We start from the raw sequence: 16,312 nt of genomic DNA on the forward strand, positions 1-16,312 counted from the left end.
TTTCTGCCGATAGCCGGGCACGTCCCGAGCGAGCCGCAGCAGGCTGGAGAGGATCAGGACCGTCGTGCCGAGCCTTCCAACCCTCCGAAAGCTCGCCATCGCCCTTTCGGGCATCGCGCTGGGAATCCTCGCCGGAACCGCCGAGACCGAGAATGCGGTCGCCAACGGCGATACCCGCGCGCTGACGATCTACCACACCCACACGCAGGAGAGCGCGACCATCACGTTCAAGCGTGACGGGCGCTACGACCGTGCGGCCCTCGAGCAGATGAACTGGCTCCTGCGCGACTGGCGCATCAACGAGCCGACCAAGATGGATCCCCGCCTGTTCGACACGGTCTGGGAGGCCTATCGGCAGGTCGGCTCGGGGCAGGCGATCCACATCGTCTCGGCTTATCGCTCGCCCGGCACCAACGCGATGCTGCGCCGCCGTTCGAAGATGGTGGCCGAATACAGCCAGCACATGCTCGGCAAGGCGATGGACTTCTACCTGCCGGACGTGCCGATCGACCGGATTCGCGAGGTCGGGCTCCGGATGCAGCGCGGCGGCGTCGGCTGGTATCCGCATGCGGGCACGCCGTTCATCCACCTCGATGTCGGCTCGGTGCGGATGTGGCCGCGCATGACCCACGATCAGCTCGCCCGCGTCTTCCCGGACGGCAAGACGGTCCACCTCGCGAGCGATAACCGCCCCTTCCCGCGCTACGAGGAGGCGAAGGCCGAGATCCTGGCCCGCGGTGGCACGGTCGCCGGCATCACCACCCAGATGGCCGGCGGTGGCGAGGAGGAGGATGGGCCGGGCCTGTTCGGCTTCCTGGCCAGCCTGTTCGGAGGCGGCCGATCTGCCGAGCCGCCCGCTCCGCCGCTGCCTGCGCCCGTGGCGACGAAGACCCGTCGCGCGCCCGTTATCGCCGTGGCGAGCGCCGATCCGCAGGATACGGTCGGGACCCGCTCCGCCCTCGCCTACGCCGCGCCCGCGGCCGACGACGCCCTGCGCGGCTCCTTGGTCCAGCGCGAGCTCGCGAAGGCGCCGGATGCGAGAAATGTGGATGCGAAGGCCCTGCTCACCGCCGCTCCCCCGGCCTCGAAGGCCGAGGAGGCCATCGCTGCCGTCGTGACGCCACTTCCGCCGCGCCGACCGTCGGATCTCGCTGCCGTCGTGGCGGCCCTCACGATGCCGCTGCCACCGCCGCGCCCGGTGCAGTTCGCCGCGCTGAACGGCGGCATGGCCAACCTCCCGGCCGCAACCGAGATCCGTGCGCTGGCGAAACCCGCGCCTGTCGAGCCGGTCCGGGCCCGCACCTTGGTCGCCCCGGATGCCGACTCCAAGTTGCAGCTGCGTGCCCTGTTCGACACCGTCGCGGCCGGACCGGTGGCGGCCCCCGCAAGTCGCGGCGCGCCGGTTCGGATCGCCACGACCCGCGTTCGCGACGCCGCGCCGGATGCCATCCTGGCTGCCGCGCCGGAACGCACGACAACACGCTTCAGTGCGCGCAGCCCGGGCGACGAGCTCGCGGCAGCCCGGTTCACCGGATCGGCGACACGGGCAGCGTCCGGGGGACGCTGAGCTGCTCAGCTTTAGCCGGGGTCGAGGCGAGACGCTTCGCGCGTCCCTGAGACAGATGTGGGTGGGCCGTCGAGCGGCGTCAGCGCGATAGAGACGTCAGCGCAGCGGCTTCGACAGGTTGACGCTCAACGCCGACACCAGCGTCGCCGCGTAACCGTCATCCTGAGTCGCAGCGATGCGATCGGCCTCGTTGCCGCTGTTCGTCGCAACCGACATCATGAGCATCCCGGCGGTCATCATTCCACCGAGCGCCGCCACGAGTGCGAGATAGGCGCGCACGGCAGCACGCGGCACCGCGACGATAACCTGCGGTTCGGTGAGGCCGAGGGGCGTGGGATCGGTCTGGATCATGGCCGGTGATTCTGACGGGTGAAGCTGAACCCGCCGCGGATCGAAGAAACGCACGTCCGACCCATCGGCTCAATGGGTCAACACCGTATTGGCAGTCGAGTTCGCCGAAAGAGCCGGCTTTTCAGCGGCTCTTCTTACGCGTGGTTGAGAAGCGGTGGAGGACGCCACCTCGGCGCCCTCCCCGGTAGGGCCTCAGCCTTCCTTGGCCGAAACCTTGCCGAGCGACGCCTGGGCCGCCGCGAGGCGCGCGATCGGCACCCGGTAGGGCGAGCAGGACACGTAATCGAGTCCGACCTCGTGGCAGAAGCCGATCGAGGCCGGGTCGCCGCCGTGTTCGCCGCAAATGCCGAGCTTGATGTTGGGGCGCGTCTTGCGGCCCCGCTCGACGCCGATCCGCACCAACTCGCCCACGCCCTCCTGGTCGATGGTGATGAACGGGTCGGCCGGCAGGATGCCCTTCTGGGTGTAGGGGCCGAGGAAGGTCGCGGCGTCGTCGCGGGAGATGCCCAGCGCCGTCTGCGTCAGGTCGTTGGTGCCGAAGGAGAAGAACTCGGCCGTCTCGGCGATCTCGCCGGCCTTCAGCGCCGCCCGCGGCAGCTCGATCATGGTGCCGACCTGATAGTCGAGGGTCGCACCCTTCTCCTCGGCCACGGCCTTCGCCATGGCGTCGATGCGCGCCTTCACGATGTCGAACTCGGCGCGGGTGAAGACCAGCGGCACCATCACCTCGGACGTGACCGGGCTGCCGGTATCGGCGGCAGCCTGCACGGCCGCTTCGAAGATCGCCCGAGCCTGCATTTCGGCGATCTCGGGGAACGCGATGGCGAGGCGACAGCCTCGGAAGCCGAGCATCGGGTTGTGCTCGGACAGCTCGCGGGTCCGGTGCCGGATCTTCTCCTCCGAGACGCCGGTCGCCTTCACCACCTCGGCGACCTCGGCGTCGGTGTGCGGCAGGAACTCGTGGAGCGGCGGGTCGAGCAGGCGGATCGTGACCGGAAGGCCGGACATGATCGTGAACAGCTCGACGAAGTCCTGCCTCTGGTAGGGCAGGATCTTGGCGAGCGCCGCGCGACGGCCCTCGGCATCGTCCGCCAGGATCATCTCGCGCACCGCGATGATGCGGTCGCCCTCGAAGAACATGTGCTCGGTGCGGCAGAGGCCGATGCCTTCGGCGCCGAAGTTGCGCGCGGTCCGCGCATCGGTCGGCGTGTCGGCGTTGGCCCGAACCTTCATGCCGCGGAACACGTCCGCCCACTCCATGAGCGTGGCGAAATCGCCGGAGAGCTCGGGCTCCAGCATCTTCACCTCACCCTGGATGACCTGTCCGGACGAGCCGTCGATGGTGATCTTGTCGCCGGCCTTCAGCGTCACGCCGCCGACCGTCATGGTCTGCGCCTTGTAGTCGATCCGGATCGACCCGACGCCGGACACGCAGGGCTTGCCCATGCCGCGGGCCACGACGGCCGCGTGGCTGGTCATGCCGCCGCGGGTGGTCAGGATGCCCTCGGCGGCGTGCATGCCGTGAATGTCCTCGGGCGAGGTCTCGATCCGAACGAGGATGCACTTGCGCTCGGCCTTGCGGTGGGCCTCGGCGTCCTCCGAGTTGAACACGATCTCACCGGTCGCCGCGCCAGGCGAAGCCGGCAGGCCCGAGGCGATGACCTTGCGGTCGGCCTTCGGGTCGATGGTCGGGTGCAGGAGCTGGTCCAGAGCCCCGGGCTCGACCCGGCCGATCGCCTCCTCCCGGGAGATCACACCCTCGCCCGCAAGATCCACGGCGATGCGCAGGGCGGCCTTCGCCGTGCGCTTGCCGTTGCGGGTCTGGAGCATCCAGAGCTTCCCATTCTCGATGGTGAACTCCATGTCCTGCATGTCGCGGTAATGCGCTTCCAGGATCCCGTAGATCCGGGTCAGCTCCGCGAAGCTCTCGGGCATGGCCTTCTCCATGGAAGGCTTGTCGCTCTCGGCCTCGATCCGGGCCTTTTCGGTGATGTTCTGCGGCGTACGGATACCCGCCACCACGTCCTCGCCCTGGGCGTTGATCAGGAACTCGCCGTAGAGCGCCTTCTCGCCGGTCGACGGGTTGCGGGTGAAGGCGACGCCGGTGGCCGATGTGTCACCCATGTTGCCGAACACCATGGCCTGGACGTTGACGGCCGTGCCCCAGCTCTCCGGGATGCTGTTCAGCTCCCGGTACTTCTTCGCCCGCGGGATCATCCAGGAATCGAACACCGCGCCGATCGCGCCCCAGAGCTGATCGTCCGCGCCCTGCGGGAAGTCCGAGCCGTGCTCATCGCGCACGATCTTCTTGTAGGTCTGGATCAGGGTCTTCCAGTCCGCGGCACCGAGTTCGGTGTCGAGTTCGAAGCCCTTGCCTTCCTTGTACTGCTCCAGCGCCTCCTCGAAGGCGTGGTGCTCAACGCCGAGCACGACGTTCGAATACATGGTGATGAAGCGGCGGTAGGAATCGTAGGCGAAGCGCTCGTCCTCGGCCTCCTTGGCCAGCGCCAGGACGGTCTCGTCGTTGAGCCCGAGGTTCAGCACCGTATCCATCATGCCGGGCATCGAGGCGCGGGCGCCCGAGCGGACCGAAACGAGGAGCGGATATTTCGCATCGCCGAACTTACGACCGGTCAGCACGCCGACCTGAGCCAGCGCCGCGGTGACCTGATCCTTCAGCTCGGGCGGGTAGACCTTCCCGTTGTCGTAGTAGGAGGTGCAGACCTCGGTGGTGATGGTGAAGCCGGGAGGAACCGGCAGGCCGAGGTTGGACATCTCGGCGAGGTTGGCGCCCTTGCCGCCGAGCAGGTCGCGCATCTGCGACTTGCCCTCCGCCTTGCCGTCGCCGAAGGCGTAGACCCACTTCGCGCTGCCGGTCGCCATGTCGATCCCGTCCATATCTGATGCCCGGCTCCGGCCGAGCTGATGGGCGGGGTTGGACCATCCCGCACCGCAACGCAAGATGAACGCACGATGGCGTTGTGCGCACCCGTATGACGGCGATGCCGGTCTGTCAGGTGTAGCGCGCCAACTGAGGTGCGCGGCGGCTCAGTGCAGTATTCCCAAGCCGAGGACGCCGACGACGATCAGGTAGATCGCCACGATGTAATTGAGCAGCCGCGGCATAACCAGGATCAGGATCCCGGCGAGAATCGCGATGAGCGGCTGGAGGTTCGAGATGGTGATCGTCACGGGCGCCTCCCGAGGCCGAGCTTGGCCGCCGATATCGACGTCCCTAAACCGCGGAGGTTCCCTGTGGCTTGCGGGCGGCGGAGCCTCGGGCTCCGCCGCCCCTCACGTCAGGGCTTCGTGGGTTTCAGGGCCGGAGTCTGTGTCCCCGGGATCGGGTCCTTGGCCTCGCCGGTGGGCAGGCTGGCCTCGATGGTCGGGTGCGACAGCTCCGGGTAGGGCCCGATCACGTTGGCGCCGTTGAGCGGCTTGTTGGCGCCGTTGTGGCAGGTGGCACAGTTGATCTTCGGCGCATCGCCGAGAACGCCCAGGCGGTTCTGCGGGAAGGTCGAGGTCAGCGGCGTCATGTAGTCTTGGTTGAGGTCCCGGACCATGCGGATGCCGTACCAGGCATGGACGCGGTTCGGCGTGCTCGTGTCCCACTGCGCCACCGAGCGGGTGTTGTGGCAGAAGGTGCAGTTCACCCCGAGCGACTGCGACATGCTGATCATGATCGCGAAGGTCTTCTCCGCATCCTGGATCGGCTTGCCCTTGGTCTCGGGCAAAGCCGTCGTAGCGTTGACCCGGACCGCGTCCTCCGACGTGTCCTTGTGCTGGTAGAAGGCCTGATACACGTCGTAGGGCAGCGAGGTGTTGCCGACTTCCGCCGAGGCGAGGTTCTGGCTGTTGTTGCGCGGGATGAACCGTCCCGCACCCTGGACCGGACGGTCGAACCAGATATTCGCCGGCACCGGATTGCCCCGGTGGCAGGTGTAGCAGGTCACGCCCGCCTCGTGGACGTGGTTCTCCTTCCAGGACGAGTTGATGTACTGGGTCATCTGGAGCATGCGGCGAGCGACGCGCTTCTGGTACAGCTCGTCGGAGGCCATGTTCTCGGTGCTGTGGCAGTAGGTACAGCCCTGCTGCGGTGCAACCCATTCGGTCATCGACACCATGACACGGTTGAACTGCTCGGCCGAGAGATCGCCCAGCACCTGGACGTTCTCGTAAACCGCCGAGGCCTTGTCGCCACCGGCATCGGCCGGGTCGGCCGGTGCCGGAGCCCTGTTGGCCTCCGACAGCGCCTCGTTGCCGGCCCGGGTCCGGATCAGGTCCATGCCGGTGCCGCGGAAGCCCGTCTGCTTGACCGCCATGGGCGGGTGGGTCCAGCCCGCGCCGCCGAACATCGCGATGGTGAGGAAGAGGGCCAGAGCCCCACCGACAACCGCCAGAATCGTCTTCATGACGGCCTCCTCACGGCTTCATGCCAGGTGCAAGATGGGCGGGATCCACGATCGGGCCGTAGACCTGCGGATAGTTCGGAGCGACGTGGTGCTTGACCGCCCAGAGGTACCAATTGTCGACCACGGTGCCGGTGAGCAGGATGCCGATGCCGCCTGTGAGGGTGGTCAGCACCGCGAACCACCACGCCCAGCGGTGGATCGACTCCATCGTGGCGTTGAAGCCCATGGTCCAGCGCCAGAACAGGGCGGCGCGCTCGGTGGCGGTGCCGCGATCGACGATCTGGTCGATCTCACGCTCGGCGCCGTAGCGCGAGCAGGCCAGGATGGTTCCGCCATGCATGGCGAACAGCAGGGTCGATCCGTAGAGGAACGTGATCGAGAGCATGTGGAACGGGTTGTAGAAGAGGTTGCCGTAGCGAAGCGAGAACGCCGCGGTCCAATCGAGGTGCGGGAAGATCCCGAACGGCACGGCTTCCGACCACGACCCCATCAGCACCGGGCGGATGAAACCGAGGACGAGATAGAGCCAGATCGCCGACGCGAAGGCCCACGGCACGTGGGTGCCGAGACCGAGCGCCCGGGCCCGCCGGTAGAGGTGGACCCACCAGAGCAGGATCGAGGCGGTGAGGAAGAAGCCGGCGATCAGCCACCAGCCGCCCTCGTTGAGCGGCGGCAGCACCCGGAGCCCGTATTTGGGCAGCGGTGGTTCCAGCGCGAGCCAGGGCAATTGTCGGACGAACTGGATTGGGCTCCAGTTCACCGAGGCCCACATGTTGAGCCCGATGATCTCGAACGCGATCAGTCCGCAGGTGATCGACAAAGCCGCGATGTAGCCGATGTAGATCGGCCCGACCTGGCTGTTGCCGATGAGCCCGAACAGATAGCTGTTGAACGGCTTGCCGATACGGTCGTCGACCGCCACCGGAACGCCCTGATCCGGCACGAGCGGACGGACCTGCGCCACCGTGAAGATGTTCTGGTAATAGGCCATGGCCTGCCCTCCCCGAGGATCCGCGCGCCCGAGCGGCGGGCCCCGTGTTATTCGTGGTGTCCTGGTCGTATCGCCGCGCTCATCCCCAGACGGGCAGGTTGAGCCACCAGCCCCACCATTGCGGCCAGCCCTGGGTCCAGAACGGGCCGCTGATCACGATGCAGACCGCGCTCCAGAACCCCGCCGCCAGGGCCAGGAACAGGCCGAGCCGGTGCACGCCGAGCGTGCCGATCGAGTAGCCGATCGTATCGCGGAAGAACGTGTCCTCGTGCTCGGGCGTCTTGACGGTCTCGCCCTTCTTCGGGTTCGTCGCCGAGAGGATCAGACCGCCGTGCATGGCCAGCGCCAAGGTCGTGGTGAAGAAGAACGTCACCGCCAGCATGTGCGCCGGGTTATAGTGGAAGTGGAGATACTGATATCCGGTGTTCGACACCCAATCGAGGTGGCTCAGGATACCGTACGGGAAGCCGTAGCCCCAGGCGCCCATCAGGAACGGGCGGATCACCACAAGGGTGAAGTAGGCGAAGATCGCCATGCCGAAGGCGACCGGCACGTGGTAGCCGATGCCGAGCTTGCGGCAGATCTCGACCTCGCGCAGGGCCCAGGACACGAACGATCCCAGCGCGCAGAAGGTGATGATCTGCCAGAGGCCGCCTTCCTTGAGCGGCGCCAGCTTCAGCCCGTAGCTGATGTCCGGCGGGGCGATGTTGATCTGCCAGACGTTCCAGGTCGGCCCGATCGCCGCCCCGTAGATCACCAGGGCCGTGCCGAGCACGGTGAAGAACAGTCCGACGACGCCGAAGAAGCCGACGAAGAACGGTCCGACCCAGAAGTCGAAGAGGTCGCCGCCGAGCAGCGTACCGCCGCGGATCCTGTATTTGCGCTCGAAGCTCAGCATCGCCATGGCGGCGGCTCCTCGATCAGGCCGAGAGAAGAAAAGGGTGACCGCGGCCCTCGCGCGCCGCGGTCCAGACCGGATGTCAGGCCGGCAGCTGCGGCAGCGCCAGCGTGATGGCGTTCGCCTGCTTGTTGGCCTTCGGACCTTCCAGCCAGTTGAACCGGTCGGTCGAGAGCAAGATGAAGTGGATCAGCAGCGCCAGGATGAACAGGAAGGTGAACAGAGCCACCAGTGTTCGACGCGGATCGAAAAGCAACCAAACCTTATGCATGCGATCCTCCTCAGCCGATCATCGAGACGAGGGCACGGGCCGCATCGGTGACGCCTTCGAGCGAAGCGTAACCCTGGGGTCCGGGTAGCCACGGACGCCACAGCCAAACGAGGATGTGGGCGACCACGGCGATTGCCGTGAAGATGAGGAAGCTCGTCAGGAAGATCGCGTGGAACTCCTTGGCTTCCGGTTCCGTCAGCCCGGACAGGCTGCTCGGTCTTTCTGTTGCAACGGGTCCACCGGCCATCGTTCAGACCTCCGTGTGTTGGCCGCGCTTCTCAAAAAGCGCGACGGGTACAGCCGTGAAGCCTGGGTGGTCACGGCCTGACTTCCCCCGCGTCACCGGACGGAAGCATCTCGAACAGGGCGCTCAGCGCCTCTCACAAAATTCCCGCTGCGCTGTCGCGATCAGAGGGAGAACTCCGGGTGCCGGGGCGTTGTGTGAGGAGCTCTCAGCCCATGAAGGCAAAGGGGATGGCCTGCACCGCCATGGCGCGGGCCTCACCGAAGACGGAGCGGCGCGCAGGCGCGAGGCCCGGTCGCGACACGGCCTGGGCCGGCCGGACGCGCCCAAGGGCTGCGGCGGCGAGGAAGAACGGGTAGGTCGCCGCCAGGATCAGCCGGAACTGGATCTCTTCCTGGTGCTGGCGGGCATTCGGGACCATCGTGCGCATCATCAGGTCTCCTTCGGGGGACGGGGGAAGCTGGGTCACGCCGGGATCCCCCCGGCGAAATCGGCACGGGCGCGCGCCACATGGGCGGGCGCCACGGCATCGGATTCGGCATCGCGGGCGGCGCGCTCGGCGGCGTCGCGCAGGCGTTTGGCGGCGGAGATGCGCGCCAGGACCGGTTGCGCCTCGACCAGGGCGTCGAGCGCCTGCCGGGCGGCTTCGTCCCAGGGCAACTCGCGGTGGAGCCGCGCCGGGGTGGCCTCGACCTTATCCATGTCGCGGGCGAGCGGCAGGATGTGGAAGAGCGTGTCGAACAGGGCGTTGCAGACTTCCTGGACGAGGTAAGTCGCGCCCGCGTAGCCCATGAACGGCGTACCGGTGTGCCGCCGGATGATCGCGCCGGGGAACGAGGCCGGGATGTAGGTCGCCCGTGCACCGCACTCGGCGAGGTACATCCGCTCGTTGAACGAGCCGAACAGCACCAGGGGCGGCTTGGCGGCGATCGCCGCCCGGACCGCGGCGTTGTCGGGCTTGTGCCCGGCCGAGCGGCCGAAGGCGAAATGGCAGGGCAGGCCCATCTCGTCTTCGAGGAAGTGGCGCACGCCCCGCGCGTAGGTCTCGGTGGCGACGATGCCGAAGCTCGCCGTGCCGAAGAAATCCTGCGTCACCGAGCGCCAGAGGTCCCAGATCGGCTTGATCGTGGTGTGGCGCTCGCGCTCGATGAACGGCTCGGGATCGAGCCCGAGGATCGCACCCAGAGAGCGCAGGAACTTGGTGGTCGAGAGCACGCCGATCGGCGCCTGCAAGTAGGGCCGCTCCAGATCCTCGCAGAGCAGGCGGCCGAACTCGCGGTAGAGGCAGATGTTGGCGTCGGCGTTGACGAGCTTGGGCACATCCGCGAGGTGCGAGCCAAGTGGGAAGGTGAGGTTCACCTCGGCGCCGATTCCTTCGACCAGCCGCCGGATCTCGGCGAGGTCGGAGGGCATGTTGAAGGTGCCGTAGGCCGGGCCGATCAGGTTGACCCGCGGCTTCTCGCCGGGCTTCTTCTCCGGCCGGGCCGGGATGCCCTTCTTGGCGAATTTCTTGGCGCCGTATTCCTGCCAGAGCCAGCGCATCGCCCGGTCGGCGGCCTGCCACTGGTCCTCGTCGATGGTGCGGGGCAGGAAGCGCTGGAGGCCGGTGCCCTCGGGCGTCACGCCGCCGCCGATCATCTCGGCGATAGAGCCGGTCACCACGACGCTGGGCTGGCCCGGATCGAGGGTGGCGTGGGCGCGCTTCATGGCGCCTTCCGTGCCGTGCCGGCCGAGTTCTTCCTCGGCGAGGCCGGTGACGACGATCGGCAGTTCATGGGGCGGCAGGGCGTCGGTGTAGTGCAGCACCGAGGTGACCGGCAGGTTCTCGCAGCCCACCGGGCCGTCGATGACGACCTGCAGGCCCTTGATCGCCGTGAAGACGTAGACCGCGCCCCAGTAACCGCCGGCCCTGTCGTGATCGAGGATCAGCATCAGGCCATCTCCCCGATCGGCTTCTTGGGGCCTTCGATCTTCGGTCCCTGGCGCTTCTGTGGAAGATCCTGCCAGACGCCGGCGGCATGGCCGGTGCCGACGCCCTCGAAGAACTCGCGCATCGCGTCGAACCGCGGCTTGTTGCCGAGCGCCGCGTTGATGACGGTGGCGAGCGAGCCCGCGCCGGCAGCACCCATCAGCGGGCGCGCCGAGATCAGGTTGGTGAAGTAGAGCGCCGGAGTCGCCCGCTCTTTGGCGTGCTGCACCACCGGCGTGGTGCCGATGGCGAGATCCGGCTTGAGCGAGTCGAGGGCGTAGAGGTCGTCCTCGAGCGAGGCCCGGTAGCGCACCTCGGTGCCGCGGGATTCGAGCCAGTCGCGATCGGCCTCGGACCAAGGCGTGCGCGGGCAGGCGGTACCCACATACGGGACCTCGGCGCCGCTCTCGACGAGGAGGCGAGCCACCAGCAATTCCGAGCCCTCGTAGCCCGAGAGCGTGATCCGGCCCTTGATCGGCATGGCGGCGAGCGCGCCGCGGATCCCGGGGAGGATCCGGTTCTTGGCCGCCTCGACGGTGGCGCGGGCGACACCGCAGGCCTCGCCGATCCGGTCCAGCCAATCGGCGGTGCCGTCGACACCCACCGGGGCCGAGCCGACGATCGGGCGGCCGGCCGCCTCGAATTCACGGATCGAGGCCGTATAGAAGGGGTGGATCGCCGCCACCGCGGCACAATCCAGGGCGGCGTAGAGCTCGCGCCACTCGCGGGTCGGCACCACCGGCCCGGCGGAAAGGCCCAAAGGCTCCAGAAGCGCGCCGATCACCACCGGATCAGCCGGGAAGACCTCGCCCAGCAGCGCCACGCTCGGGCGCTCGGACCGGCCGCCGCGGGGGGCGGCCACCGGACCCTGCTCGGCCTCATTGCGGGCGACCTTCAGCATGGCGCCAGCCAGCACGTCCTTGGCCTCGGCATGGGTCGGGACGCCGAAGCCCGGCACGTCGATCCCGATCACCCGGACGCCGTTGATCTGCTTCGGCAGCAGCCGCAGCGGGACGCCGGAGGCAGTTGGAACGCACAGGTTGATGACGACGACGGCGTCGTAATCCTCAGGCTTGGCGGTGGCGAAGACCGCCTCGCGGATGTCCTCGAACAGCTTGCCGGTGACCAGCGTCTCGGAATTGAACGGTACGTAGCCGACGCTGCGCCGGGCGCCGTAGAAATGCGACGTGAAGGTCAGACCGTAGACGCAGCAGGCCGAGCCCGACAGGATCGTGGCGGTCCGGCGCATGCGCAGGCCGACCCGGAGCGAGCCGAAAGCTGGGCACATGCTCTGCGGCTGATCGTGCGGGCCCTGCGGATAATCCTCGCGGAGCTGCGCCAGGGTCTCGGACATGCCGGCGGCTTCCGCGGCCGCCACCATCGCGTCCTTGCCGGCGTGGCAGCCGAGGCCGTCGCCCTTGGTGGCGGCGAGGTCGAGGTTGGCCGGAGCCTTGCGGGCCCGCAGATCGGCGATGTCGAGGGAGACGGCCATGCGCGTCAGACCTCGTCGTACACGACTTCGAGGGACGGCTTGGACACGTGGGCGACGCCGCACATGTCCTCGTGGGTCGCCGGGACCAGCACCACGTCGCGGCCGGTGACGTCGCTGGAGAACAGGCCGAGCAGACCGTCCTGCGTGAGCGGCGTCGGCTGGTGCGGCGCGGCGGTGGCGACGTTGGCGGCGAGATCGGAGAACAGGCTGCCCCAGCGGCTCTCCGGCCGGCCAATGATCTCGTAATTGGCGCTCTTGCGGCGGATGTCGTCGTCGGCCGGGATCGAGGCCAGGACCGGGATGCCGGCGGCGTCCGCGAAGGCCTGGGCCTCGCCGGTGCCGTCATCCTTGTTGATCACCAGGCCGCCGACACCGACGTTGCCGCCGAGCTTGCGGAAATATTCGACCGCCGAGCAGACGTTGTTGGCGACGTAGAGCGATTGCAGGTCGTTCGAGCCGACGACGATGACCTTCTGGCACATGTCCCGGGCGATCGGCAGGCCGAAGCCGCCGCAGACCACGTCACCCAGGAAGTCGAGCAGGACGAAGTCGAAGCCCCATTCGTGGAAGCCGAGCTTCTCCAGCAGCTCGAAGCCGTGAATGATGCCGCGTCCGCCGCAGCCGCGCCCGACCTCCGGACCGCCGAGTTCCATGGCGTAGACGCCGTCGCGCTTGAAGCACACATCGCCGATCGCGACCGCCTCGCCGGCGAGCTTCTTCTTGGTCGAGGTCTCGATGATGGTCGGGCAGGCCTTGCCGCCGAACAGCAGCGAGGTCGTGTCGCTCTTCGGGTCGCAGCCGATCAGCAGGACCTTCTTGCCCTGCTGGGCCATCATGTAGCTGAGATTGGCCAGCGTGAACGACTTGCCGATGCCGCCCTTGCCGTAGATCGCGATGATCTGCGTCTCTTTCTTCACCGGCGCGGTCGCGACCGCATCCGGTTCGATCGCCGCTTCGGCGCGGAGCTGGGTCGCTTGATCGAGGGCAGCCTTATTGAGCTGAACGTTCACGCGGCGTCCCTCCAATCGAGGATCATTTTCAGGCAGGCCGGGTCGGTGAAGGCGGTGCGGTAGGCAGCCTCGGCCTCGGTGGCAGCCACGCGGTGCGTGATCAGCCCGTCGAGGGAGAGGCGTCCGCCGTCGATCAGGGCCGTGACGGCCGCCAGATCCGCCGGCTTGAACTCGGCCGAGATCCGGATCCGGGCCTCGCGCATGAAGGCGGGCGGGAAGGCGAAGCTCAGTGGCGCCTCGTAGAACCCGGCGAGCACGATCTCGCCGCCGGGGGCCAGACGGGCGATCAGCGCATCCAGGCCGGAGGCGTCGCCGCTGACATCAGTGATCACCGCGTAGTCGCGCCGGTGATCGCTCTCGGGCGAAAGAACCGTGTAGCCGTGGTCGCCCGCAAGGCGCAGCGGGTTCGTCTCCCACACCGTCGGCGCCGCGCCGGCGGCCAGGGTAAGGCGTGCGAGCAGCCGGCCGAGGACGCCGTGCCCGACGATCAGCGGGGTCGAACCGGGCTGGATCCCGCCGAGCGCCCGATAGGCGGTCGCTGCTAGAGCCAGGAGGCAGGCGGTATCGCCCAGCGCCGCATCCACCGGTACGAGCCGAGCGGCTGGCGCGATCAGATGGGAGGCGGCTCCGCCGAACAGGCCGCGCACGGCACCGAAGCAGCGGGCGCCGGGGACGAACACGGTCTGGCCGACCCGGACCGAGCCGGCGGCATCGGCCTCCACGACCGTGCCGACGGACTCATAGCCCGGCACCAGGGGGTAGCCCATCCCGGGGAACGGCGGCATGCGCCCTGACCAGAGCAGGCGCTCGGTGCCGGTGCTGATTCCGCTCCAGGTGATCGCGACCACCGCGTCGGACCCGCAGGCAGGCTCCAGCGCGAGCCGCTGGACTGAGAGGTGCTCCGGTCGTTCGAGGATGACGGCCAGCGCATCCATGTCGGAACATTCCACCCTGTTATTTGCGACTCTCGTGGGAACGAAACCGCTGGGTGTCATCCTAGATAGACAGATCGCAGCGTCAAGCGCGACTTACACTCTGGCGCTCGATTTTTGGGCGATGAGCACCCTGGCGAGCAGCGGACGGTGCGTTTTGCGCTCGCGCACGGAGGTGAAGCCCGCAGCGTGGAGCATGGCATAAAGCTCTTCGGCGCGGCGTGGCCGGCCGGAGCCCATGGCCAGCAGGTAGAGACCGAAATACGCATCCCCGACCGGCTCGGCCCCCGGGGTGCCGGACATCGGCTCGGCCAGAATCAGCCGACCGCCCGGGACCAGGGCCGCATGGGCGGCAACCAGCAGAGCTTGGGCGGGGCGGTCGTCGTGATCGTGGACGATTCGCACCAGCGATATGGCATCGGCGCCCGGCGGCAGCCCGGCATGGAAGTCGCCGCCGCGGCAGGCGATTCGGCCTCCGAGCCCCACGCGCGACAGCCGCGCGGTCGCGCGCTCCGCGACGGCAGGCAGATCGAAGAGCGTCAGGCCGAGATGCGCATGGCGGGCCGCGACCGCTTCGAGGAACGCGCCCTCGCCCCCGCCGACATCCATCAGCTGCCGGGCGCCGGACAGGTCGCAGGCGTCGAGCACGTCTTCGGCGATCATGGCCTGCGAGGCGCCCATCAGCGCGCTGTAGCGGGCATAGGCGTCCGGCTCGGCCGTTTTGCCGGATGCGTAGGGCCAATAGCCCGAAAGCGCGGTTGGCTGGCCCTGACCCCGCAGGAGGCGCACCGGGTCGGCGAGATCGGCGTAGAGGAGCGCGTGGTGCTCGACCATCCCGGCGATCCCGGGGTTTCCGTTGAGGGCGGCACCGAGGTCGGCCAACCCATACCGGTCACCCTTGAGTGCCCGCACCAGTTTCAGCGATTCGGCGGCGCGAAGCAGGCGGCGGGCGTTGTCGGGCGGCAGATCGAGGCGACTCGCCAGCGCATCGAGCGACGCCGGACCCTCGGCCAGGATCGCGAAGAGATCGAGCCGGATGCAGGCGGTCAGAACCTGCGCGTAGACGAAGCCGGCGCACAGGTCGAACAACGCTCGGGTGTTGCGCTGCGCGATGCCGCGGGTCAGCGGAAAGCCCGCGGCCCAGCGCTGAAACCGCGGGTTCGCGACCAGGCGATTGCGCCAGCCAAGCCAGCGCTCGCTCCAGGCCTCCGGGACCGGCGGTGTCGCCCCGGTCCGCGGCAGGGATCCGGCGCTCAGGCTGTCACCGCACGAAGGCTCGCGGGCAGGAAAAGCCGCGCCTGCGCCACGATCTCGGCGGTGAGGGTTGCGGCTCCTGGGCAGTCCGGGATCGCCGCAACGGCTTCGCGGGTCAGTCGGGCGAGGCGATCGAGCGCGCCGCCGGTTCCGAGCAAGGCTGCCGCGTTGGGGCGCCCGAGCGTGGCGTCGCGCCCGGCGGGCTTGCCGATCTCCTCCTGGCGGCAAGCGACGTCCCGCAGATCGTCGGCCACCTGATAGGCCTCGCCCAGACACTCGCCGAGTCTGCGCCACGGCTCCGGCTCGGCGCCCGCGGCTGCAGCGCCCGCGACGGTGGCGGCCGCGAACAGCGCGCCGGTCTTGGCCTGCTGATAGTCGCTAAGGCTGACATACGCCTCGGATTCCCACGCCTGCCCGGCGGCAATGCCGGAGGGCGAGCCTGCGGCCCGCCCGAGGAGGCTCACCAGCCGGACGAGCCGCCCCGGATGCGGACCCGCGGCCCGGGCCAGGGTCTCGAAGGCGAGCACGATCAGCGCGTCGCCGGCCAGGACCGCGATCGGTTCGCCGAACGCGACGTGGACCGTGGCTTTCTGCCGGCGCATCGGGGCGTCGTCGAAGCACGGCAGATCGTCGTGGACCAGGGACGCGCAGTGCAGGAGTTCGATGGCCGCCGCCGCAGCGGAAGACCCGGCGGGATCGTCGTCGCCGCAAGCCTGCGCCACGGAGAGGCAGAGCCGGGGTCGGATCCGGTGTCCGCCGGGGAACACGGCGTAGCGGAGCGCCTCGGCCAGCATGGGGGGCGCCCCCGGTGCCTCCGCGTGCGCCACGGCGCGATCCAGCGCCATCTCGATTCGGCGTCCCGACTCCATCGCGTTGCCTCCTTGTTGTGTTGGCTTGTCGGCGACAGGTGTCATTTCTTAT

16 protein-coding genes are annotated in these 16,312 nt (G+C 68.5%); 1 reads left to right on the top strand and 15 read right to left on the bottom strand.

Annotated features, from left to right (window positions below; translation table 11 throughout):
- The first annotated feature begins 64 nt into the window (after nt 1–64).
- Nucleotides 65–1,567, top strand: a complete 1,503-nt coding sequence (locus OXS27_RS06140; RefSeq protein WP_267355005.1) for a DUF882 domain-containing protein — start codon at nt 65–67, stop codon at nt 1,565–1,567.
- A 96-nt stretch (nt 1,568–1,663) separates the two neighbouring features.
- On the opposite strand, the gene OXS27_RS06145 is transcribed toward OXS27_RS06140, so the two are convergent.
- From OXS27_RS06145 to OXS27_RS06215, 15 genes are all read right to left on the bottom strand, one after another.
- Nucleotides 1,664–1,918 carry a hypothetical protein gene (locus OXS27_RS06145; RefSeq protein WP_243919600.1) on the bottom strand — a complete coding sequence of 85 codons (255 nt, stop codon included), beginning with the start codon at nt 1,916–1,918 and terminating at the stop codon, nt 1,664–1,666.
- Between the two features lie 192 nt (nt 1,919–2,110).
- Nucleotides 2,111–4,801, bottom strand: a complete 2,691-nt coding sequence (ppdK, locus tag OXS27_RS06150) for a pyruvate, phosphate dikinase (RefSeq protein ID WP_267355324.1) — start codon at nt 4,799–4,801, stop codon at nt 2,111–2,113.
- A 165-nt stretch (nt 4,802–4,966) separates the two neighbouring features.
- Nucleotides 4,967–5,110: a DUF3096 domain-containing protein gene (locus tag OXS27_RS06155; RefSeq protein WP_267355008.1), complete on the bottom strand. Its 144-nt coding sequence runs from the start codon at nt 5,108–5,110 to the stop codon at nt 4,967–4,969.
- A gap of 107 nt (nt 5,111–5,217) precedes the next feature.
- Nucleotides 5,218–6,330: a photosynthetic reaction center cytochrome PufC gene (gene pufC / locus OXS27_RS06160; RefSeq protein ID WP_243919602.1), complete on the bottom strand. Its 1,113-nt coding sequence runs from the start codon at nt 6,328–6,330 to the stop codon at nt 5,218–5,220.
- A gap of 10 nt (nt 6,331–6,340) precedes the next feature.
- A complete protein-coding gene (gene pufM / locus OXS27_RS06165; protein WP_243919604.1) occupies nt 6,341–7,321 on the bottom strand; it encodes a photosynthetic reaction center subunit M in 981 nt (326 codons plus the stop codon).
- Nucleotides 7,322–7,400: 79 nt separating this feature from the next.
- Nucleotides 7,401–8,225, bottom strand: a complete 825-nt coding sequence (gene pufL, locus OXS27_RS06170; RefSeq protein ID WP_243919607.1) for a photosynthetic reaction center subunit L — start codon at nt 8,223–8,225, stop codon at nt 7,401–7,403.
- 76 nt (nt 8,226–8,301) lie between these two features.
- The gene (pufA, locus tag OXS27_RS06175) at nt 8,302–8,490 is read right to left on the bottom strand and encodes a light-harvesting antenna LH1, alpha subunit (RefSeq protein WP_243919609.1); all 189 of its coding nucleotides are present in this window, start codon (nt 8,488–8,490) and stop codon (nt 8,302–8,304) included.
- Between the two features lie 10 nt (nt 8,491–8,500).
- Complete coding sequence (gene pufB, locus OXS27_RS06180; RefSeq protein WP_243919611.1) at nt 8,501–8,737, bottom strand: light-harvesting antenna LH1, beta subunit; 237 nt, start codon at nt 8,735–8,737, stop codon at nt 8,501–8,503.
- A 205-nt stretch (nt 8,738–8,942) separates the two neighbouring features.
- Nucleotides 8,943–9,164 carry a hypothetical protein gene (locus OXS27_RS06185; RefSeq protein ID WP_243919688.1) on the bottom strand — a complete coding sequence of 74 codons (222 nt, stop codon included), beginning with the start codon at nt 9,162–9,164 and terminating at the stop codon, nt 8,943–8,945.
- A 35-nt stretch (nt 9,165–9,199) separates the two neighbouring features.
- The gene (bchZ, locus tag OXS27_RS06190; protein ID WP_243919613.1) at nt 9,200–10,666 is read right to left on the bottom strand and encodes a chlorophyllide a reductase subunit Z; all 1,467 of its coding nucleotides are present in this window, start codon (nt 10,664–10,666) and stop codon (nt 9,200–9,202) included.
- Nucleotides 10,666–12,195, bottom strand: coding sequence for a chlorophyllide a reductase subunit Y (bchY, locus tag OXS27_RS06195; protein WP_267355013.1), 1,530 nt, complete (start codon nt 12,193–12,195; stop codon nt 10,666–10,668). Before bchY ends, bchZ begins: the two co-directional genes overlap by 1 nt.
- A gap of 5 nt (nt 12,196–12,200) precedes the next feature.
- Nucleotides 12,201–13,205 carry a chlorophyllide a reductase iron protein subunit X gene (locus OXS27_RS06200; protein WP_267355015.1) on the bottom strand — a complete coding sequence of 335 codons (1,005 nt, stop codon included), beginning with the start codon at nt 13,203–13,205 and terminating at the stop codon, nt 12,201–12,203.
- On the bottom strand, nt 13,202–14,140 hold the full coding sequence (bchC, locus tag OXS27_RS06205; RefSeq protein WP_267355017.1) for a chlorophyll synthesis pathway protein BchC: 939 nt from the start codon (nt 14,138–14,140) through the stop codon (nt 13,202–13,204). Before bchC ends, OXS27_RS06200 begins: the two co-directional genes overlap by 4 nt.
- A 93-nt stretch (nt 14,141–14,233) precedes the next feature.
- On the bottom strand, nt 14,234–15,379 hold the full coding sequence (locus tag OXS27_RS06210; protein ID WP_267355327.1) for a methyltransferase: 1,146 nt from the start codon (nt 15,377–15,379) through the stop codon (nt 14,234–14,236).
- An 11-nt stretch (nt 15,380–15,390) separates the two neighbouring features.
- A complete protein-coding gene (locus OXS27_RS06215) occupies nt 15,391–16,260 on the bottom strand; it encodes a polyprenyl synthetase family protein (protein ID WP_267355019.1) in 870 nt (289 codons plus the stop codon).
- Nucleotides 16,261–16,312: the final 52 nt, after the last annotated feature.

The sequence above is a fragment of the Methylobacterium sp. GC_Met_3 genome, from assembly GCF_026540775.1.
Taxonomy (GTDB): Bacteria; Pseudomonadota; Alphaproteobacteria; order Rhizobiales; family Beijerinckiaceae; genus Methylobacterium.